6 protein-coding genes, 1 pseudogene and 2 riboswitches are annotated in these 21855 nt (G+C 47.4%); all 7 genes and pseudogenes read right to left on the bottom strand.

The window, feature by feature from the left end:
• Positions 1 to 34 precede the first annotated feature (34 nt).
• Positions 35 to 1375, bottom strand: coding sequence for an ECF transporter S component (locus B5F53_RS02480; protein WP_087219256.1), 1341 nt, complete (start codon positions 1373 to 1375; stop codon positions 35 to 37).
• Positions 1354 to 3018 (bottom strand): ABC transporter ATP-binding protein, encoded by a 1665-nt coding sequence (locus B5F53_RS02475; RefSeq protein ID WP_087219253.1) that lies wholly within the window; start codon positions 3016 to 3018, stop codon positions 1354 to 1356. The genes B5F53_RS02480 and B5F53_RS02475 overlap by 22 nt, the downstream gene beginning before the upstream one ends.
• The gene (locus B5F53_RS02470) at positions 2991 to 3881 is read right to left on the bottom strand and encodes an energy-coupling factor transporter transmembrane component T (RefSeq protein ID WP_087219250.1); all 891 of its coding nucleotides are present in this window, start codon (positions 3879 to 3881) and stop codon (positions 2991 to 2993) included. Before B5F53_RS02470 ends, B5F53_RS02475 begins: the two co-directional genes overlap by 28 nt.
• Positions 3878 to 4486 carry a DUF4430 domain-containing protein gene (locus tag B5F53_RS02465; protein ID WP_087219246.1) on the bottom strand — a complete coding sequence of 203 codons (609 nt, stop codon included), beginning with the start codon at positions 4484 to 4486 and terminating at the stop codon, positions 3878 to 3880. Before B5F53_RS02465 ends, B5F53_RS02470 begins: the two co-directional genes overlap by 4 nt.
• Before the next feature lie 60 nt (positions 4487 to 4546).
• Positions 4547 to 4728: riboswitch (cobalamin riboswitch) on the bottom strand.
• A 126-nt stretch (positions 4729 to 4854) separates the two neighbouring features.
• A complete protein-coding gene (locus B5F53_RS02460) occupies positions 4855 to 10836 on the bottom strand; it encodes an Ig-like domain-containing protein (protein ID WP_087219243.1) in 5982 nt (1993 codons plus the stop codon).
• A gap of 83 nt (positions 10837 to 10919) precedes the next feature.
• Positions 10920 to 15857, bottom strand: coding sequence for an Ig-like domain-containing protein (locus B5F53_RS02455; RefSeq protein ID WP_087219240.1), 4938 nt, complete (start codon positions 15855 to 15857; stop codon positions 10920 to 10922).
• Between the two features lie 169 nt (positions 15858 to 16026).
• Positions 16027 to 16209: riboswitch (cobalamin riboswitch) on the bottom strand.
• 1171 nt (positions 16210 to 17380) lie between these two features.
• Positions 17381 to 18550, bottom strand: a pseudogene (locus B5F53_RS20925) (cadherin-like beta sandwich domain-containing protein); the annotation flags it as partial.
• Between the last annotated feature and the right edge of the window lie 3305 nt (positions 18551 to 21855).

Raw genomic sequence — 21855 nt, 5'->3', positions numbered from 1 at the left:
TCATTAAACTCCTGTCTTCTTTTTTATCCCGTTCTCAGGGCTGTAAGATTCCGTATTTTTGTTTTACTCTGTCCAGTTTTTTCAGAAATGGCTCTGCCATAAAGTATAAAAACACAAACGTAGAGATCCCGTGAACTACATTTAAAGGAAATCCTGTTATATAGGTCAGTGCAAACCGTCCCCGGCTTAGTTCCGAAGATGTCATCAGCACAGAAGCGCTGTCCAGGAGGGCGCCGTAAATAAAGACAGCGCAAAAAGCTCCAAAAGCAGATACCATAATTTTCTTTCTTTTGGTATTCAGACTTGTCCTGCGGAATATCAGACCGGATAAGAAGCCGATAATTCCGTATGAAAACATCTGCCAGGGACTCCAGGGACCCTGACCGAAGAAGAAATTCGATGCAAAACCGGACATGGCTCCTGCCAGGAAACCGGCTTCCGCCCCCAGTCCCATTCCTGTAATAATTACGATAGCTGTTACCGGCTTAAAATGAGGGAGCATAAAAAACGCCACCCGGCCCGCCGAAGCAATCGCCGACATCACTGCAATCAGCAAAATCTCCCTGGCCTGAGGATTCCGTCCCTCAAAAATCATAAAAAACGGGATCATCGAAACGAAAATAATACACAGAGAAATAAAATAATAACTTCTGTCATTCAAAAAGAAAATTCCAAACCAGATAATCGCCGGAATCACCGCCACAATCAGCAGGAGAGAGACCATCGTCCTTTTCGGGATTCCCCGGTCTTTTTTCATACTGCGAGACCCCGGATTCTCCGGTCTTCTCTCATATTCCGTATTCAGCATTCTGGGTAAAAACGCCCACAGAAACAGAGAAATCAGAAACTGTGCATAGGCATAGGGCGTAAGCTGAAGGCAGCTGTCCACAGTCATCGTGCGAAAAGAAATTTCTCTTTCGGCAGCTGCATTTAACAGAACATTGGCATACTGGCCGCAGCAGAAGATCCCTGCAGAAAATAAGGCGGTACCTGCCAGAAGAATTCTTCCGGGCACTGCTGCTTTCTTCTTATACTTCCAGGCATATACCAGAAACGCCAGCAAAAGCGCGCTTAAAATCCCTGCTCCTGTCCGGCCAATCCCTATAACGAAAGAAATCCGCCCTTCCAACTGACCATCCCAGGGAAGTCTCTGAAGCTCGAATCCCTGTTCCACCAGAAATTCCACACCTTTTGTCCACTGCTCCAGATTCCAGACTGTAAATTTATCGGGAAATCCGGAATATTTTAAGGAAGGCATTGAATACCAGGGCAAAACTGCTATACATATCAGAAGCAAGAGAGCTGCTCCAAGGGCCAGCATAACCAGGGTATCCGCCCCCTGCCCCTGTTTCTCTATATTCCGTTTGCTCTGCATAACTCAATCACATCCTTTACCGTCACTGCGTCAGGGAATACCTGCCGCGCCATCTTATTGGCCGCAGTTGTATAGAAACTGTTTCCGGAAAAAAAGGTTCTGGCATCCTGCTCCATTACGATTCCTCCGTCAAAGAACATTGCACAGACGTCTCCATAGGAAGCGCAGAATTCAATATCATGGGAAACCATCAGAATGGTAATCCCTTTCTTTTTCAGATTCAGGAAAATATCCGCCAGTTTCTTTTTATAATATCCGTCCATTCCTTTGGTAGGTTCATCCAGCAGAATCACTTCCGGATTCAGAAGCAGCACTTTCGCCAGAGCCGCTCTCTGCTGTTCTCCTCCGCTCAAATCATAGGGATGCATTTTCAGCAAATGGCCAATCTGGGTTTCCTCTACCACGGTTTCAATCCGTTTTTCCTTATCCTTTTTCTGTTCCGGAGTCAGGATCTCATACAAATCTTCCTCCACCGTATCTTTTACAAAGAGACACTGGGGATTCTGAGGCAGGGCGGCTAAAATCCCCTGAAACAGTTCATTCCTCTTATATTTCTTTGTCTCTTTTCCTTTGATCCAGATTTTCCCCCGGTAGGGTTTACAGATTCCGCTGATCAGAGACAGGGTGGTGGTCTTTCCCGTTCCGTTTCCTCCCAGGATACAGTATAATTCTCCCTTCTTAACTTCCATGGTAAGACCCCGGATCACATCCGGGAGCTGTTTTTCATACCGAAACCAAATATCTTTTAAGCGAATCACCGGTTCTGCCGTAAAATCCGACTCTTCTTTTTCTATTCTTCTGACTTCTGTTACAGATGGGTTTTTACAGATTTCTCCCAGCCAGTTTCTTCCCTCCCGGACCGTCAGGGGACATTCTCCTTCCTGTTTCACCCCTTCATAGATTTGAAGAGGCGCCGGCATGGCCAGGAATAAATCTTTTCCTTTTAATTGTTTTCCTACCTGCCGGGGCGTATCAAAGAACAGCTTCTTTCCGTCCTCCAGTACCAGAACCCGATCGGCCTGATAAAAAACTTCTTCCAGCCGATGTTCTATCATAATTACGGTAGTTCCCAGATCCCGGTTGATTTTCTTGATCGTTGACAGAAAATCACCGGCAGCTATGGGATCCAGCTGGGAAGTGGGCTCGTCCAGAATCAGGGCCACCGGCTGCATAGCCATGACAGAGGCCAGGTTCAGAAGCTGTTTCTGACCGCCGGAGAGCTCTTCCACTCCTTTGTAAAACCAGTTCTGAATTCCGAAATAACTGGCCATTTCAGCCACCCGCAGACGAATGACTTCCTGTTCATATCCCAGATTTTCCAGTCCGAATGCCAACTCATGCCAGACTTTATCCGTAACAATCTGATGATCCGGATTCTGCAGGACATATCCAATTTCTGACGCCTGTTTTCTTATGGAAACCTGTTCCAGATCCTCGCCCTGAAACAGGACTTTCCCTTCTCTTGATCCGTATGGCATCATTGCCGTCTTAAAGTGCCGCAGAAGCGTCGTTTTTCCGCATCCTGATTTTCCGCAGATTATGATAAATTCACCCGGCTCCACCTGAAAACTGATGTTGGACAGAGCCGGTTTTTCCTGACCCGGATAGGTAAAATTTAAATTCTGGATTGTAAATAATCCCATTTTTTGTCCTCCCAAAGGTTAATAAATATCGGCATCAGACACAGGAATAAGAACGCCCCATAGATCACCAGCGTCCCTGCAGTCAGAGGATTTACAGAAAATACCGGATAATAGAGACTTGATACCTGTCCCGTCAGAACTCCTGTGGCTGCGGCCATGCCTGAGATGCTTATAACTGCCAGCATAATTTTATCTCTGGCATCAAAACGGTAAATGGAAAAACTGGTTCTTCCCCGCAGTCCATATCCTCTGGAGCGCATGGAATCTGCTGTCTCCACAGAATTTTCCAGCGCCCAGGTAACCATGATGGATAATATCTTCATTCCATGCATAGCCTTTTCCCTGATATTTCCGTCGCTTACATCTCTTCCAATGCATTTCTGCGCATTGGATACTTTTTTAATCTGTATCTCGTATTTGGGAATGAACCGTAAAATCATGGACAATACAAGGGAAATCCCCGGTATCAGCCTGCCGAATAAGTAAATAAATTTATCAGAGGTCATAACCTCATGAAAACAGGCAAACCAGTTCATAACCGTCAGCATCATAATCCCTGCTGCGATTCCAAACAAAATGGATTCTTTCGTCAGGGGATTGCCGTCCGGAAAATACGCTAATATGGTCGCCCCTTCATGATTAAACAGCAGATTAAAAATTGCAGAAAGCAGGAAAACAGGAACGGTAACCATTCCCGTAAAGCGAAGGGCCTTTCTTCCTTTCAGATATATATGATAAAGAATTGCTGTAATCAGGGAGATCCCCAGATAAACCGGATGCCGCACAAACATGGAAATTCCGATTACAAAAACAAAATAAACAAAATTAATGACCGGATGGTACCCTGAAAACCCATCTTTCATTCTCCATTCCCCTCTTCTCGTCCATTCATGGTGTCATCTCCCACATCTCTTCCCAAATCACAGGTATAATGCCATTCAATGGCATCCCCCTGCTGTACTGCATACTGACTGCATCCGTAGCTGGGAAACCATCCGTTGACACTGTAAGTCCAGCCGGAAAGCTTTCCGCAGTCCAGTTCATAAATGTTGTTGATTCCCTCAATATAATTGCTGTGGTATATAGGTGTAAAGTTATATTCCATATGGATTTTCTTCTTCTGAAGTTCTCTCATCAGCACATCAAAGACAGATTCACCCTCATAAAAAGTAACCTCTGTCTCCGGAAAAATAATTCCATCCTCCGGTATCAGTTCTTCTTTTCCCTTTGTCAGATCCTCTTTATTCTTCAGAATCGTACTGCACTCCACAAGCAGGGTACAGGTTCCTTCTTTCTCTTTGTCGATGCTGTCTTCATCCAGCTCCTGCGGCTTTGGTTTCCCCTGGGGGACGACTGCTTTTTCATAAGTTTCCTCTTCACCGGATCCGGAGTATCCCTGACATCCGCTTAAAATAAAAATGCAAACCAACGCCAGAGCCAGAATACGAAATCTTTTTCTCTTTTTCATAATTTACCCGCCCTTTTTCTCGCATTTTTGGGAACGACAAAAAGACCATTCCCTCATTCCAGGAATCGTCTTTCTACGGTAGGTATTCTGACTTCGCTTCCCCCTCCAAAGCACCTTCTCAGATTATTTTATCCAATGGTATCACGCTTCTTCGTCCACGTTACAGCAGAGATGACTGTTCCGGATTTTCACCGGATTCCCTATTATCGCTCCTTAAAGCGGCCGTCCCACATTCATATCTTTTCAATTATTTTACTCTTTTTCCTGCCAAGATGCAAGAATAATGTCGTATCCCCAAAAAGGAGCCGCAGCTTTGCGGACGGAAATCATCTGCAAAGCTGCGGCTTTAAGTCTTATAAATCTAATTTTTATTTCTTTGCTCCGGAAACGCCTGCTGCGTCATAGGTTCCCCACAGGTTCGTTCCATTGCTCTGTTTTACATAGGCACGTACTGTATAGTAATAAGTAGTTCCTTTTGTTCCCGTAGTATCCTTAAAGCTTCTGGTGTTCGCTCCCACGGTTCCTACCGTCTTCCAGCTTCCTCCAGCTGTCTTACGGAAGATTCGATAGCCGTCTGCGTAGCTGCCGGCGGATTTTTTGGATCCGGACCAGCTTACGGTTACTCCCGTACTGCTGCTGACTGCTCCCTTTAAGTTCGGGGAAGATGGTACCGCCATTCCCGTTACCGTTTTCTGGTAATCGCTGTAAATGCTTCCTGCATAGGCTTTTACGGTGTAGTAGTAGTTTACGCCCATCTTCGCGCTTCCGTCACGGTATTTCAGAGTGCCTGCGCTGACGGTTCCGATGGATTTAAAGGAAGTTCCCGCTTTCGCTTCTTTCCGGTAAATCACATATTTCTCTGCTCCTGTCACCTTGTTCCAGGTTACCTCTACTGTGCAATAGTTGACGGAACGGGTCTTTACCTGAGGAGTTACCAGGACGTCCACAGGAATCTTTACAGTTACATTGGTGGGGTACTGGGTATACGCCCCCTGTACGTCTTCTTCCCAGAATCCTTTTACGGTGTAATAGTAGGTTACTCCTGCTTCTGCGGTTTCATCCACATAAGAGGTCACATCTCCTGCCACATTTGCCAGGCCTTTAAAGCTTCCTCTCGCTTCTTTCCGGTAGATTCGGTAACTTCCGGCATTTGCAATCGGATTCCATTCTACCACAACGCTGCTGCCTTCTGCTGTCGCCGTTACTTCCGGCATGGTCTGCTGGAAGACTGCCAGAGCTTCTTCTGTCTCCTCTAACTGTGTGATCTGCGCTTCTGCTGCTTCCAGTACTTCCAGGTTACTTACCAGTTCTTTCTGGCTTTCCGTCAGACTTTCATATGCGTTTCTGGCGGCTTCTACTGCCTCTTTGTCTTCCAGGGTCAGTTCTTCTACAGACGGCAGGGCTGCGATCTGTTCTTCCACTGCCTGGGCTGCTTCCAGATCCATCTGTTCCAGAGCTGCAATCTGTTCTTCTGCTGCCTCCAGTACTTCCAGATTGATTACCAGGTCTTTCTGGCTGTCTGTCAGACTTTCATATGCGTTTCTGGCGGCTTCTACGTCTGTCTTCTGTTCCAGACTTTCAATTTCACCCAGTCCGTCAATCATGTCGATGACTGTCTGAGCTACTTCTGCGTCTTCTGCTTCCTGAGCCAGCTCTTCCATTCTGGCTTCCGCTGCCTCCAGAGTTTCCACATTGGATACCAGGTCTTTCTGGGTCTCTGTCAGATCTTCATAGGCCGCTCTGGCTCTTTCTACGTCTCCTTTGTTATCCAGTGTCAGTTCTTCTACAGACGGCAGGGCTGTGATCTGCTCTTCTACTGCCTGGGCTGCTTTCTTATCTGCTTCCGCCTGCGCTGCTTCTTTTTCCAGTTCTGCGATTCTGGTTTCTGCTGCTGTCAGATCCTCTTCATTGCTTACCAGCGCTTTCTGGGTATCGGTCAGTTCTTCATAAGCCGCTCTCGCCGCTTCCACTGCTCCTTTATCTTCCAGGGTCAGGTTATCCACAGACGGCAGGGCTGTGATCTGCTCTTCTACTGCCTGAGCTGCTTTCTTATCTGCTTCCGCCTGCGCTGCTTCTTCTTCCAGGGCTGCAATCTTCGCTTCTGCTGCCTGCAGTACGCCTTCATTGCTTACCAGCGCTTTCTGGGTATCGGTCAGTTCTTCATAAGCCGCTCTTGCCGCTTCCACTGCTCCTTTATCTTCCAGGGTCAGGTTATCCACAGACGGCAGGGCTGCGATCTGCTCTTCTACTGCTTTTGCCGCCACCTCATCTGCATCCGGATTTGCTTCCACATCTGTCAGATCATACAGGCGGTTCTCTCCTCCTGCGTATCTCAGATAGGATTCCAGCGCGTAAGTTACCTGGTAAGTGGACATTCCGGTATCTCCGCTGCTGTCTGCCTGATAGGTCTTATATCCGCTTTCCATTTTGAAGCTGTCCAGATTGGTAATCAGGTTTTTCCGTCCAAAGGTGAATCCCTCTGTCTCTGTAGGATCCAGTTCAGCCGCTGTTAAAGCTGTTAATACCTGAGCTGCGGAACAACTGTTTTCGGATCCTCCGACAACATAGCCTCCGTTGACAGTAATAGCCTCTTTCAGGAATTCCAGGCCCTCTTTAAAGGCTGTGCATACTTCCGGATAGTTGTCATTATTATAAGGAGCCAGTGCCTGAAGCGCCATACCCGTCATATCTATGCCGCCTGCCAGCGGTAAGGAATCATTCGTTAAAGCAAATCCTCCGTCATCTGCCTGATACTCTAAGATCAGATCCAGGAGTTTCTCTCTGCTCCATTTTGCATCTTTTGGAACTTCATAATTTCTGGAATCCAGGGCGATTAAGGTAAAGACAGGACCGTTAGCTCCCTGCGCATCAGGCTTATCACTGTTATACAGTTTCTCAATCAGATCATAGCCTCCTATATCTGAAGCGTCTTTGCCCATAGCTCCAAGAGCCAGTACAATTCGTGCCTGATCCGTTGTCTCCAGAGGTGTTTCTGAATTTAATACCTGTACTACATCGTTATAGTAACTCTTCTGGTTCTCTTCACTGACCGTACCTCCGGCTCTCAGGATAGTGAAGATATTCCATTCATCCCCATACTGACTCTGGCTCTGCTTCTGGAGATAATCAAGTCCGTGCTGAATATCTTCTTTTGTCATTGCCAGATAATCAATCTCTTCTGCGCTTCCCGGTTCTTTTACAGTGACTGTAAAGGTTACAGGTTTACATCCTTTGGTGGTATCCAGCGGAGTGCCTGTTACGGTCACAGTTCCCGGTTTTAAAGCCGAAAGCTTATGGGATACAATCAGTTTACTTGATACGCTGCTGGCGCTTTCTCTGTAAATGCTGTCAGTTATGTTTACAATTCCATCTTCGCTGTAAGACCAGTCAAATCTCTGTTCTGTTGCATTCTCCGGCGTAGGAGTCAGGTTCAGTTCCATGGATTCATACTGTTCAATCTCCAGTTCGTCCTTATCTATTTCCATAGATTCCAGAGGATATTTATAAGTAAATTCAATCTGAACTTCCTGCTTTGCTTCCGGATTATCTTTGCTGCTTACAACAAATTTGGCAACGCCGTTTTTCTTTGGCACGATTCCCATGGAATGTGTATCCTGGAATTCTGCAATTTCCGGGGTCAGGGACTCCCATACCAGGGTTTGGTCGCTGGCATTTTCAGGAAGAACCTCTACAGAATATCCGTTCAGCCACTCGGTAATTCCGGGGAACTGGCCGGCATGGGCATTCCAGCCGTCAATTTCCCAGGTTTCGGGAACAGTTACCTTGATGCTCTCCACCCCTACCTTCTGAGTTGTAGCTAAAAACTGGGAGGAAGCTGTATCATCTTTCATTTTCACTGTATAAATTGAGGACTCTCCGGTTACCCCGAACGCGCCGCTCTGACTAATATACCCGGAATCGTCAGAGCTGAAGCTTAATGCCTGTGTTGGAATTGTATCGAATCCTGCGCTTCCTTTTTCTCTTCCTTTTACGGTAACCGTTTTGCTCTGGGAACCGGAAAGATAAGCCGGATTCTCTTTATCCACCTGACTGCCGTCTACATATAACTGAAGTTCTTCGATGTCAGAGGCTACGGTGCAGATGGTAAATTCTTTAATAAGCTCTGCCGCTCCCCAGGATGGATTGGTATCGTATACCTGTGCCTTTACTTCCTGTACCCCATAAGGATTAAAAACACCAGTCTCGCCGGCAATCCAGATTTGAGTATAATCCCAGCCCTGATCGTCTTTTGCATCCACAGACGCTTTCCAGTACGGCGCTTTAACATCGCTTCCTTCTAATACAAATTTACCTTCATCCAGAACCGTCAGAGTGAACTTATCTCCCTCCTCTATGTTCTGAATCTCTCCGTTATTGCTCCGGAAATATACGGTCGGCTCTTCTGCCGGCTGACGTTCTTTTACTTCTACTTCACAGGCAGCCTGTACATCTCCTGCCTGTACGGTAATTACTGCGCTTCCTGCGGCCTGGCCGATTACATGTCCCTTTGTATCCACAGAAGCAATGTCTTCCTGACTGCTGGACCACTCCGGAACATCCGTGCTGTCTTCCGGTTCCACAACAGCCGTTAAATCTGCCCCTTCTCCAACCTCAAGGCTAAGAGAGGTCGGCTCCAGAGTAATACTGACTGCCGGGACTTCTTTTACTTCCACTATAGCCTCTGCCCTGGCATCTCCTGCCACTGCGGCTATTTTCGTAGTTCCTTCTGCCAGTCCCGTTACGAGACCTTTGGAACTAACAGATGCAACTGAACCATCTTCCACAGACCATTCTACTTTATCTGTGGTGTTTTCAGGTTCCACCGTGGCCGTAAACTGAACAGATTCTCCGGCCATAATCTCCGCGGATTCCGGATCCAGAGAAATACTTTCTGCCGGAATAATCGGATTCATTGCCGCTTTTAAGGCTTCCAGCTGTTTATCAACGGTGTCCTGTGTGGAGTTATTTCGTATAACCGTATTCAGACTGTTCATCCATTCCCACCAGGCATCGCTGTGATCCACTTCCAGAGCCTCATCTTTTACCTCTGCCATATAACCCAGCAGTTCATCCTTATTGACCTCCAGTGTTCCGTCGGACTGTATTCCAATATCTTTTCCCCCGTCGGTGCTGAAAATCAGCCGGACTACGTCTCCCGGTCTTACTGCTTTCACTGTGCTGTCATTATTTACAAAGGTCAGCCACTGAGAATCCGTTCCGCTGTCACCGTTGTTGATAAACTTCTCCCCATCGTAGATGCCTTTGATAATATAGTTATACCCTGAATCAAATCCCAGGGTAATATTGGAATACCCATATGCTTCCCTGAGGGCGCTATAATACGTGGACATACTGGTATATATAGGAAATTCCTGAGGTTCCATAATATAGGTTCCGATCTCTCCGGCAACCTCAATGGAAAGGGTCCAGGCTGATTTCGCCGCTACGGTAAATGTCTTTTCCGCTTTCGCCTGGCTGGTCTGGGCGGTAACCGTAACCGTTCCCAGCTCCACGCCCTTTAATTTGCCGTTTTCATCAATGGTTGCAATGCTGGGATCGTTGGTTGACCAGGTAACGGTTTCTGTTGAATTTGCGGGAGTCAGGTTTGCCGTAAGCTGAATGGACATTCCCTTCATAACGCTGCCCATACCGGAGGAATCCTGAATCGTTATGGATTCTGCCAAAATTGCGGTGCTTTCCTCCAACCCTTCTAAAGCAGCATCCACGTCTTCCTGGCTGATTTCCAGATCTTTTGCTGCCGCGAGAGCTTTTTCATAGGCCTCTCCCTGTCTCTGCTCTTCTGTCAGCCCTGCCAGCTTGGTCAAAAGAGCATCTTTGTTTACTTTTAATTTATTACTTGACCACCCGATGTCCGTGCCGCCGTCTGTGGTGTACATCAGCCGAACCACGTCTCCTGCTTCTATCTTGGTATTGGACGGGGTGGACAGGTTTACATCCTGAACCGAATTAATCGCATAGTACCAGCCGGAACTGGTTCCATAGTCGCTTTTGTCCAGACTTCCGTCATCCATGGACGCGTCTGCCACAGAGGTAATAAAGGGCTGTTTCCATGCAGTTGCGCTGAAAGTAACATTTCCGCTTCCATAGACCTGCTCCAGTAAAAGTCCAAGCCTCTCCACCGAGCTGCTGTACTCTATCTGAGTCGGCTCCAGCAAATATGTCCCGTCTACGGACAGTTTTTCAATTGTGACTGTTACTGTCTCCGTGTCGTCCTCAGCCGCCCTTACGTCTGAGGTCAGAGACAGTACTCCGAAAAACATCAACATCGTCAGCAAAATCCATTTCCACATAGAAAGAAATCCGGATCTTGTTCTGTTTCTGTTCTCCATTCTTTTTCCTCCTTCTTGTTTCGACCTTGGGGGCTGTGCGGTGTATGATTACACATCCCCGACAGCCCCTGTCCGGGACGCTTTTATCTCTTCGTCCCTTTGACGCCTGCGGCGTCATAAGTTCCCCACAGGTTGGTTCCGTCGCTTTGTTTTACATACGCGCGTACCGTGTAGTAATAGGTGGTTCCTCTGGTTCCCGTGGTGTCTTTGAAGCTTCTGGTATTAGCTCCTACGGTTCCCACTGTTTTCCAGCTTCCTCCGGCTGTCTTTCTGAATACCCGGTAGCCGTCTGCGAACTTATTGGCTCCTGCTTTGGAACCTGTCCAGGTCACTGTCACTCCTGTGCTGCTTCCTGCTGCTTTCAGGGTCGGAGAAGACGGAACGGCTTTTCCGGTTACGTTCTTCTGGTAATCGCTGTAAATGCTTCCCGCATAAGCTTTTACGGTGTAGTAGTAGTTTACGCCCATCTTCGCGCTTCCATCGCGGTATTTCAGTGTGTCTGCGCTCACTGTGGCGATGGACTTAAAGGTGGTTCCCACTTTTGCCTCTTTCCGGTAAATCACGTACTTCTCTGCTCCCGTTACCTTTTTCCAGGTTACGTCAATGGTGCAGTAGTTTACAGATTTTGTGCTTACCACCGGAGTATCCAAAGCATTCTGCGGAACTTCCACCTTAACATCGGAAGGATATTTGGTGCTGATTCCCTGGGCGTCTTCTTCCCAGAATGCTTTTACCGTATAGTAATAGGTGGTTCCTGCTTCTGCAGTTTCATCCACATAGGAAGCGGTTCCTGCTTCTGCATTGGCCAGGCCCTGGAAGCTGCCTCCTGCCTCTTTCCGGTAAATCCGATAGCTCTTAGCATAATCTACTTCTTCCCAGGATACGATTACTTCGTAAGAATCTTTTACTGTAGAGGCATCCTGTACTTCTGCCTGCACTTTCGTGGTGATTTCCGGGAAGGCTTCGTAAGCTTCCTGCTCATCCACCAGTTTCTGATAAGCGGCCTCGGCATCAAATAAAGTTTCTGCATTGGCTACTTCTTTTCTGTCTGCTCCGCTTAAATCATCATAAGCTGCTCTTGCCGCTTCGATGGCTTCTTTGCTCTCCAGGGTTACTTCTCCGATGGCGTCGATCAGTTCTTCCACCTGACGGATCGGCTCTTCCCCTACCAGTTTGTCATATGCATTTTCCGCATCGATTAACGTCTGCAGGTTGGTAACGAAGGACTGGGCGCGCTTACTTAATTCTTCGTAAGCTGCTCTTGCTGCTTCAATGGCTTCTTTACTGTCAAGGGTGACTGCTCCGATGGCGTCAATTTTGTCCATTACCTCTACCGCTTTCATTTCTTCCTCTGACTGGGTAACGGTAACGGTGCAGGCCGCGGCGGCGCTTCCGGAAACTGCGAGAATCTCTGTGGTTCCTTCCCCTACCGCGTAAATTCTTCCGCCTCTGATTTCTGCCACGCTCTCATCGCCGGATGTCCATGCAATGTCCTCTCTGTCTGCTCCTGCCGGTTCTACGGTCAGAGTTTCCAGAGATACGGAATCTCCCTTGTATAATCCCAGACGGCTTGCGCTCAGGATAATTTCTGTGCAGGTTACCGGTACGACTACCTTCAGCGGCACAACGGTTCCGTTATTCAGGATAGCCTGGACTTCTGTCTCCCCGTAATTTACACCTTTAATAGTTCCCGTGCTGGATACGGTAGCGATACTTGTGTCCAGAGACTTCCAGGAAATGGTTGTGGATTTCGCTGCAGAAGGCTGATAGCGGTAATTCGTATTGGCATACATATAAAGAGATTTTCCTTTTTGCACTTTGACTTCCTGCTTTGTAAAGGCCAGGCTTTCCACATAAAGGGGAGCGTATGTATACTCTACGGTATCTTCAAATTTTTCTTCTCCCACTTTCAGCGTCACTGTAATAGTAGCTGTTCCCGGATTGACCGGCTGTACCTGCACATAACTGTTGGATGAGCTGGCATAGGCACGGTAAATCGTGGCCACATCTTCATTATCGGAAACGACGCTGACTTCAACGGTATCGGTATAATTATCCGGCTGGACTGTAAAATTCAGTGTGGAGCGTGAGCCTACACTGGTTTCTGTATAGGAATCTTCAGCAAACGCCACTCCCTTAACCGGATATTCATTTACTGTAACATGACAGGTAGCCTTATAAGTTCCGTCATAAACGGCAGTAATATCAGCCGTTCCTTTCTTTAAATACTGGACGCTTGCATAAGTTCCTTTTCCGGATACTGAAACCACTTCCGGATCGCTGGACGTCCAGACGATTTTATTCTTATCATAACTTGCATCTGACGGATTCAAAGTCAGGGAAATATTGGTGGATTTTCCTTTATTTCCATACACTTCTTCGTTCTCCATGGAAATTCCCGTAACCGGAATCACTCTATTTTCCACGACTAATTCCACTGTCTTTTCCACATCTGCATCGGCTGCAGAAATTGTCAGGGTGGTTTTTCCTTCCTTCAAGCCGGTAACATATGCCGTTGGCGAATAGGACGAGGCTGAACTTACCTTTGCAATGGTCGGGTCGGCAATCTCATAATTATATTTACCGGAATATGTGGTATTTTCCGGAACTTCTGTGAATTTTACTGAAGTAGAGCTATTTAGTTTCGTAATATACACCGGTTCAGACGGAGGGGTAAATCCTTCCAGGGGCCGCTCCTCAATTGTCAGACCGAAGCTTCGGCTGATTTCTCCCAGCGTTGCAGTTATGGTTACTGTTCCGGCCTTCTTTCCTGTAATTTTGCAGGAATTTCCGGTAGTGGAACCAAGGGATGCAATGTCTGAATCACTGACTGTCCATACCACATCATTTCGGTCAGCAGGACTGGCAACCGGTTCAAAGTCCAGATAAATTGTCTTTGATTTTCCCAGATCCAGCGTTTCCGGCGTATCTCTGAACTCAAAGGATTCGGCATAGATATTTTTTACTGTTACCTGAAGCAGAATTGCCTTGGTTCCCATTTTTAAAACAACTCCTGAGGTTCCTTCTGCCACGCCTTTTAAAGTGGCGGTACTGCTTACTGTTACCACGTCTTCATTCAGAGGGATCAGGGTAAGCGTAGTATCTTCTGTGGTATTTTCCGGATACGCTTTCGCCGTAATCTTCTTCGTGCTGTCTACCTGAAGGGAAATCTCTGTCTCGTCTGTCTCTATGCTTTCCACAGGAATCTCTTCTGTCTTAACGGTTACTTTACAGGTAGCTGTCTTATCTTCTGCCTGTGCAGTAATAACTGCCTCTCCCTCGCTTAATGCCAGAATGGTTCCATCCTCTACACTGACAATAGAAGGATCGGAAGAACTCCAGGTAAGACTTCTGTCTCCGGTGGTTGTTTCAGGGAAATAGGAAACGCTTAAGGTTTCTGAAGCTCCTGTATTCATTTCCATTTCTTCTTTATTTAAGGAAATGGATTCCAGCTTCACCTCCGGTACCGTTACCGTACAGGATGCTTTCAGGCCTTCGGAGGAAACCGTTATCACTGCTTCTCCTGCTTTCTTCGCTGTTACAACTCCTTTTTTGTTTACAGAAACTGTTTCCGGATCGCTGCTGGTCCAGGTAAGGTGTACCGGCACTTCTACGCTTTCCGGCTCATATACAACCTGTAACTGTCTGCTCTGTGTATTTGGCACTTCAACTGACTCTTCAGTGAAACGAATGGAAACCGGCTGTTCCCCTGTCAGGACATTCTGCAGATTTGTTGTTGCCAGCTCCACTTCTTCCTGGGCTGCGTCCAGTTTCAGAATTGTATCATTGGCTGCATCATAAGCAGATCTGACAGACGCATTTTCCAGCAGTGTCTCTTTATTTTCCGAGCTGTTTACAGTTGCCACCAGATAAACCAGATCGTCTTTGTCGGCTCTTTCCTCCGCTGCTCCGGCTCCGCCGTTGTAGGAATCTCCGATGTCTTTTCCCAGAGCAAGGGTAAACTGAGTTCTTACCACATCCTCATCTGCCAGATAGGAATCGGAAAATCCCACGTTAGGGAATATATTATTCAGACAGTACATCCATCCGGATCCGCTGGTATAGTTAAACTCTCCCAGAGAGCCTTCCGTTCCTCCGTCCGGGTTAAAACCGGTAACAAGAGATTCCAGGGCCGGATTCAGCTTCGCATCCAGAATCAATGGTTCTGTGGCTTCGTTGGTTCCTGCCGCATTGGCTCCCACAATACGGGACAGATAAAAGCCGGATTCAATGCTTCCGGTAATCTGATAGTCATATCCGTTTTCCCGGATTAAATCTGTCAGCGCCTTTGCCGCATTTTCCCCATCATAAATGGGAACCAGAACCGGCTCTACAATATAACCACAGCTGATTGTGGTTGCTTCAATATCAAAGGCCGCATATCCTGTCAGTTCCCCTTTTTCTGCCGGTTCGTAGATGATGGTATAGGTCAGGGTCACTGTCTGGTCATTTGCAGAAGCAGATACTACAACTGTATGTTCCCCAGCTTCCATACCTTCAAAGTTTAAGGTATAGCTGGTCTTTGCATCGTCATCCCAGTTATAGGAAACCTTTTTTCCGTCCAGTGTTACTGAAGAAGAAATCTTATTCCCTTCTGCATCCTTCGCCCAGACGTCAAACGTCTTTTTTGCTCCTTTCTGTACGTACTGATCCACCAGAGTGGTTTCCAGGGTCGGGCCGTCTTCTTCACTATATGCCTGAGGTTCCTGTTCAAGGTCATTGACTGCCATTTTATTCTGCTGGAGCTGGGAAGTTTCTTCCTCCGCCGGTTCTGTCTCTTCCTCCAGGTCTTCCGAAGACTCCTCTTCCAGTAATTCTTCCGATTCTTCTGTGTCTTCTTCCTCCAGAAGAATTTCCTCTTCCGAATCAAGCTCAGATTCCTGCAGCTCTTCTTCGCCTGTTTCCAGAATTTCTGAGTTCAGCTCCTGCTCTCCCTGGGCAAACACAGCGGTTGGCACAGCCGTCGCCGCCATCACAGCTGTCAGCAGGATACTCATATAACGCTTCCATCTGTTTTTCATCCTTTTTCTCCTCCTTGTCTTTTCCGCGTTATAGTATAGGTTCTTGTTTACCGGTTTTCCTACCACCTCCTTTAATGGTCAATATTCTTTCTGTAAAATCGGAAAAAGGCGCCAAAAGGCGCCCTTTTTCCAGAATTATCCCATTCTGCAACTGTCCGCCTTGCTTACAAACAGTCAACTCTGTTATTTGTGTTCTGACTTAGGCTTTCTATCCTACTTGGGACGCCTTCCCGGAGAACTTCCTCCAGTGGCCTGTTGTCCTGTTCGTTGCCATCACAGCAGAGAGAGTCTGTGCCGGATTCTCACCGGACTTCCTTTCCGGCATAACGCCGGAATGCAGAGTTCTTATTCCATTGTAGCTGCAGTTCTGAAACTGCATTTTTCGCATCCTGCGGTCTGGATTTCTTTTCCAGCAGGTACATGACCAACCAGAAGATCAGAAATCCTGCTCCGATTCCTGCCAGGAGCACCGCTGCCTTCTGCCAAAGAGACAGTTCCTTCCAGGAGAACAAAGGAGCGCTTTGACCATTCTTCCCTGCGTCCTGCTGTTCTGTGGGTTCTTCCTGTTCTTCCTGTCCTCTGGCCCGCTCCATAAGTTCTTCGGCAACCGCGCTTAATCCCTGTTTCTCTTCTTCCGGGGCGGCAGATGCCGACAGGGAGTTGGTCTTTTTCTTCTTCGCCGTGCTGCCTGTCAGGCTGTTTTTATGGGTGACAGTTCCGCCGGAAGCTCCTGTGGATGAACCTCCGGAAGAAGAAGTCCCCGATGTGTTTCCGGAAGAAGAATTGTTGTCTGTTCCTTCTTCAGGATCGCCGGCTCCCTCCCCGGGCTCTTTTGGAATGGCCACCTTCAGGATATTACTCTTGTTACCGGCCATATCCATACCCAGAAGAAAGACTTCCTTCCCTCCGCTCTTTAAATTATCCAGAGTAAGGGCGTTATCTCCTGTTACCATCTTTCCGTCTTTCTCACTTACCTGCAGGGACGGCGTTTTCGCCCCTGTCTCCGTCACCTGATAGCTGTAATAGCCTTTCTCCGTGCTGGAGAAGTGAATGACCGCTTCTTTCTGTGAGATTCTGGAGACCACAATCTCTTTTAAAACCGGAGCCCTTGTATCTGTGATGGAAAGTTCCAGGAAATAGTCTTTTCCGGTTCCGTCCTCTGCCGTTACGCGGATACGGACAGATGCTTCATAAACTCCGTTTTCAAAATATACTTTCCAGAATTTATGCTCTTTGCCGATCTCAGGATCCTGATAAACCGACTCAGTTAAAGACTCATCTTTATTGGTTACTGTGGAGGCTTTCACTCCGCTGACTGCATATACTTTCACGGAAGCCTTCCCGCTGCTGACAACCGGCCAGACATTCAGATAACTTCTGTCCTCAGGATAAGAGGCTTTATAATTTATGGTATCTTTCTGAAACTCCGGCGTAAGCACCAGGTTTCCTTTTCCATAGTTGTCTGAGCTGCTTACATAAAGCTGCGCCAGGTCGGCGTCTGAACTTTTCAGTTTTTCCATCGTATAGGTATAAGAAGTTGTTTCCCTTGAAGCGGTAATCGTCTCTTCGATGGTTTTGTATTCGCTCATCTGAATCTGTATCCGGTATTGATTTCCTTCCAGCAATTCATAAGTTCCGTTTACCGGCCGGAGGATCTCCCCAAGGGCGTTGGCAATCTGCACCTGGGCTCCGGCAGGCTCTGTCTGAATGGTTATCTTATAAGGATAGTAAGCGTGAATCTCACCTTTTTGAACTTCTGTTCCCACATTTTCCTGGTTATCCGAGGCTGTCAGCCAGACGTCCCAGCCTTCCTCTGAAAGATTCTCCACAGTGAACTGGTTGGTTCCTTTCTTCAGTTCCTGTCCCTGGCCTTTCAGCAGTTCTTCCACGGAAGGTTCCGGGCTTCCCTTCGGCAGAATCTGATAGTAGAAAGTACCTTCTTCGTTGGATTCAAATACCACGGCTCCCGCTTCCCCATTTTGCCTTACTCCTTCTATCTGACTGAGAGAAGGAGGATAGATGTCTTTTCTCAGCAGCACAAGCTGGTAAACTTTCTGTGTTTCTTTATCCGGCGCCGTTACTTCTATCTGTATACTGGCCTGGGAATAACCTTCCTTAAAATAGACGGCGTATCTGGTATCTCCATAGCTTCCTACAGCAGAATCCATTTTATCTATTCGCTCGACTCCTTCCAGCGCCGTTACCTTTGCCTTGGCTTTCTCTTCTGTAGGAGTGGCCCAGACATTCAGGAATTTTTTGTCGCCCATGTAAACTTCCGTCCGGTATCGTTCCGTCTGGGGATCAAATTCCGGCGACAGGGTCAGGCGGCTGTCTTCCTCCAGAATACTGTTGTTATCACTCACATAAAGCGCCTGCAGACTTGCGTCTGTACTGAGCCGCTCCACATGGAAGGTATAGATCCGGCTCTTGTCTTCTTTTGTGACTTTTACTTCCAGGGTTCCTTCCCCGTTTTCGTCCAGATTCAGACGGTACGTTCCCGTATTCTTTCCGTTTACGGAAATGGAAATTCCCTCGGTAACGCCGAAACTGAAATCCACATACGAAGCATCTGTATCTACCTGAATCAGGTAATCGGATTTGGTATTTACAAATTTGACGTCCCAGTCAACCTCTCCGATATCCGCCTTTGCCTTTACTGAATCCAGGAAGGCTCCGTTTACGCCTACGGCCATTAAGTAGCCGGAGTCGTTCTTATAATAGAGCGTACCCGATTTATCCACACAGATGGGGCTGACACAGTACTCTTCCTGTTCGTCCTGGGGATCGTAGAGAATTTTGGCTTCTCCTTCTGTCTGGCCCGGTTCATCGGTCAGGAAGTAAATTCCTCCCGGTTTAGAGTTGTAGGTAAAGTACAGATAAACTCTTCCGTCCGTCTTTCCGTCCTGATTGTAATCTACCTGTTCATAGGCTGTGGACAACAGGGCGGCCGCCTGGGGATAACCGCTGACTTTTACTTTATAAGCCAGATTCAGGCCTCTTTCATCGGAATTCAAAACTGCGGAAATTGCCTCTCCGAAAGTTCCGTCCTCATTGAGCTGTACCCGGTACAGATACCCTCCTTTTGTTACAAAGTAAACGTATCCGTCGTCATAGACAATGGAGCTGCGGATGTCTCCGCTGACTCCTTCCAGCAGGTCTTTCTCTTCTCCTGTCTGTGCACAGACAGAATACAAAATGGCGTTATCCACATAGTCGCCTTCCAGAGATCCGTCATCGGATCCGAAGATAACATAATCCTTTCCGTCGTTTCCTTTCTGTACGTAACTTCCCGCCCAGTAGAAACCGCCGGTATGCTTATATACCCAGGAACAGTATTTTGTTTCTTCTGTATTATCCGGATCCTCGTCGGTCACAGACAGGCAGAAGTAAGTTCCTTTTTCTGTCTCGGAATTCCAGGTTCCGGAATAGATATAACCGTCTTGATAAGTAATCGGGGAGAGCATCTGTCCCGCTATTTTTTCACTTACCCAGACAGACTCCAGCGTAGTGGCGTCCAAAGCCTGAATCCGATCCTGCATCTGGATGAAAATCATTCCCTCTGCGTAAGTTATGGGGTTTAATGCAAATCCTACGCTTCCGGCCAGCTCTTTGCTGACAGCCAGCTTCTCTCCTGTATCTCTGTCCAGTTTGTACAGATATTTACCTGCCGCTGTATACAGACAGCCGCCCAGGATAACCGGAGGCGTACAGGAGCTGCTCCAGCTTCCTCCGATATTGACCGCCCATTTTAATTCTGCTTCTTTTTCCGTAACGGCCGTACTTACATCTGTAATTCCGTTATTTTCATCACTGTTGCGGTAATTGACCCACTCGTTATTGTCAATCTCCGGATGCACAGTTGTGGCTTCTTTCAGATGGATTTCCAGAAGTTCCTTATTCCCGGGCAAAAATGTTTCTCTCTGGGTCTCATAGCCATAGCAGCTTACCACATAGGTATATTCCTTTTCTGACAACAGCTCCCCATAGACGAGATTTTCCTCATCTTCGGCATGGACCCGGTTTCCGGCTGAATCATAGACCAGAATCCTGGCGTCAGAAGGGGTTACCTGGAAGGTAACATCCGATGTTTCAATCCGGTTCAGGGAAATGGTGTAAATTCCTTCCGCCCGGCAGGAAATCCCCTCATATTCCTCTCCGTGATAATAGGAATCTCTGGAGAGAACTACCTGTATTTCATTCTCCGGCTCATTTTTATCCAGAGGAATGGGATAGGTTTCTGTGGTATCCTCCGTCTGAAGGACAGGCGTCCCGTTTACGTTTACTGTCAGAAGGGAATCCGCCTGATCCGTCACAGCCAGATAGACCTCTTCTTTGGAAGCAGAGATGTCTGCCGTATATTCTTTCTGATCGTAACGGAATTTTTCATTTAAAATGGTGGCGGCTTTGGGATCTGTGGATTCGTACAGCTTCATATTGCTTAGTTCCACAGTCCGGTTTACCACAAATTTATAGGCTTCCGTTGTCTCTCCATAGTTTGCCGTCAGAGTGTAGACCCATCCCTCGCCCCCGGTTGCAGGAAGATTCAGAAAACCGATTTTGCTGGAGGCATTCTCTTCCAGACTCAGAGTCTGGGGAGTAAACTGTGTGGTTTTCTGCTTTTCATTCTGATCGTAAGTGCTGAGTGTCATTTTCTGTGCTCTGGGCCAGTAATGAGAAGCCTGGAAAGAGAAATACAGATTCCTGCTTCTGCTGGACTGATTTATTACATATACAGGGGCCCCGAATGTCTCGTCCAGTTCTTCGGCACGGGTCATCTCCACTTCCGGAGATGTAATGGTAGAGCCGCTGTAAGCTTTCAGATCTTCCAGATACAGACCCGGAGATTTCTCCCGGAAGGAAATAACAATCTTCTCTTCCTCCCCTGCCACGAAACTTCCCTTTACGGTTTTCCATCCTTTGCCATAACCGCGGTAGGTATATTCTCTGCCTCTCAGAAGATGGGAATACTGCCGGGGAGAATCCTCATCGGCTTCAATCAGATTTCCGTCGGCGTCCTCCAGCTCCACGGCAAATCCCTCTTTCGCCTCCTTGGTATCTGTTTCAAAGGTTACCGTTTCCATTTCTGTGGGAATCAGGGAAATCCGATACGTTCTTCCGATTGCCCCTTCATAGGAAATTTCCACCGTAATCTCTTCTTCCTTTCCGGTCAGCGTATGTTTCCAGGCCGTTCCCAGGTTCATGGTTTCCCCGTTTACCGTTACCTGATAATTACAGGGATAACTTTTTCCCATTTCATAACGGGACATTCCCGTTCCAGTCAGCTGCAGCGTCTGATCCTCCTGGTCTTTGCTGTAATAAATCCGGAAACTCTCTGCCGGCTGACGAAGCCCGTCCTCTGTTTCCGGAAGGCAGCTCAGGGTATAGGTAAAATCCCCGATTCTGGCCCGGAAATTCATCAGGTTCAGCTCCCGTACAAGATGTACGGTATACTCCTTCGTCCCGCTCTGGGAAGTCAGAACCAGATCATTGCTCTTTCCGGATCCGTACTGTACACTCTCCGACAGCGGATAAACCTTTCCGTTTTTAAATCCCTGGGAGAGATTGGCTTTCTCCTCATTTCCATAGTTGCCTCCTGTATACGAGGCGTATACGGCTTCTTCTTTTTCTATGGTGTCTTCCGTTGCCAGGGCGGAAACAGCATATCCGTAAACGCTGCTTTCATAATCCGGCACGTACATGGTATACTCATGGATTTCCGGGGAGAATTCCGGTATCAATTCGTAGGGATGCCCCTCCTCTCCCCGTACTCCGGTTTTCCAGAAGGACAGCTCCTCCATCCAGTTGTCTGTATCCTCTGCATTGTCCAGAAGAGCCAAAGCAGCGTTCTGGCTGTTCTCATTTTCCTTTTCTTCTGATTTTAACAGATTGTCCTTTTCTTCTTCCGATTCTTCCAGGAGACTGTTCTCTTCTTCCAGAATTTCTCCATCCGAAACCGATTCTTCCTCTGTTTCCTCTGGTGTTTCCTCTGGTGTTTCCT

This window comes from Blautia sp. An249 (genome assembly GCF_002159835.1).
GTDB classification, from domain to species: Bacteria; Bacillota; Clostridia; order Lachnospirales; family Lachnospiraceae; genus Blautia_A; species Blautia_A avistercoris.
Note: the sequence above shows the minus strand (reverse complement) of the source record. Positions and strands in the feature narration are given on the sequence as shown.

What these genes read in the sequence shown, in the direction of transcription:
- B5F53_RS02470 (WP_087219250.1), bottom strand. Translation starts at nt 3,881, where the DNA reads ATGAAAGATGGGTTTTCAGGGTACCATCCGGTCATTAATTTTGTTTAT.
- B5F53_RS02465 (WP_087219246.1), bottom strand. Translation starts at nt 4,486, where the DNA reads ATGAAAAAGAGAAAAAGATTTCGTATTCTGGCTCTGGCGTTGGTTTGC.
- B5F53_RS02480 (WP_087219256.1), bottom strand. Translation starts at nt 1,375, where the DNA reads ATGCAGAGCAAACGGAATATAGAGAAACAGGGGCAGGGGGCGGATACC.
- B5F53_RS02460 (WP_087219243.1), bottom strand. Translation starts at nt 10,836, where the DNA reads ATGGAGAACAGAAACAGAACAAGATCCGGATTTCTTTCTATGTGGAAA.
- B5F53_RS02455 (WP_087219240.1), bottom strand. Translation starts at nt 15,857, where the DNA reads ATGAAAAACAGATGGAAGCGTTATATGAGTATCCTGCTGACAGCTGTG.
- B5F53_RS02475 (WP_087219253.1), bottom strand. Translation starts at nt 3,018, where the DNA reads ATGGGATTATTTACAATCCAGAATTTAAATTTTACCTATCCGGGTCAG.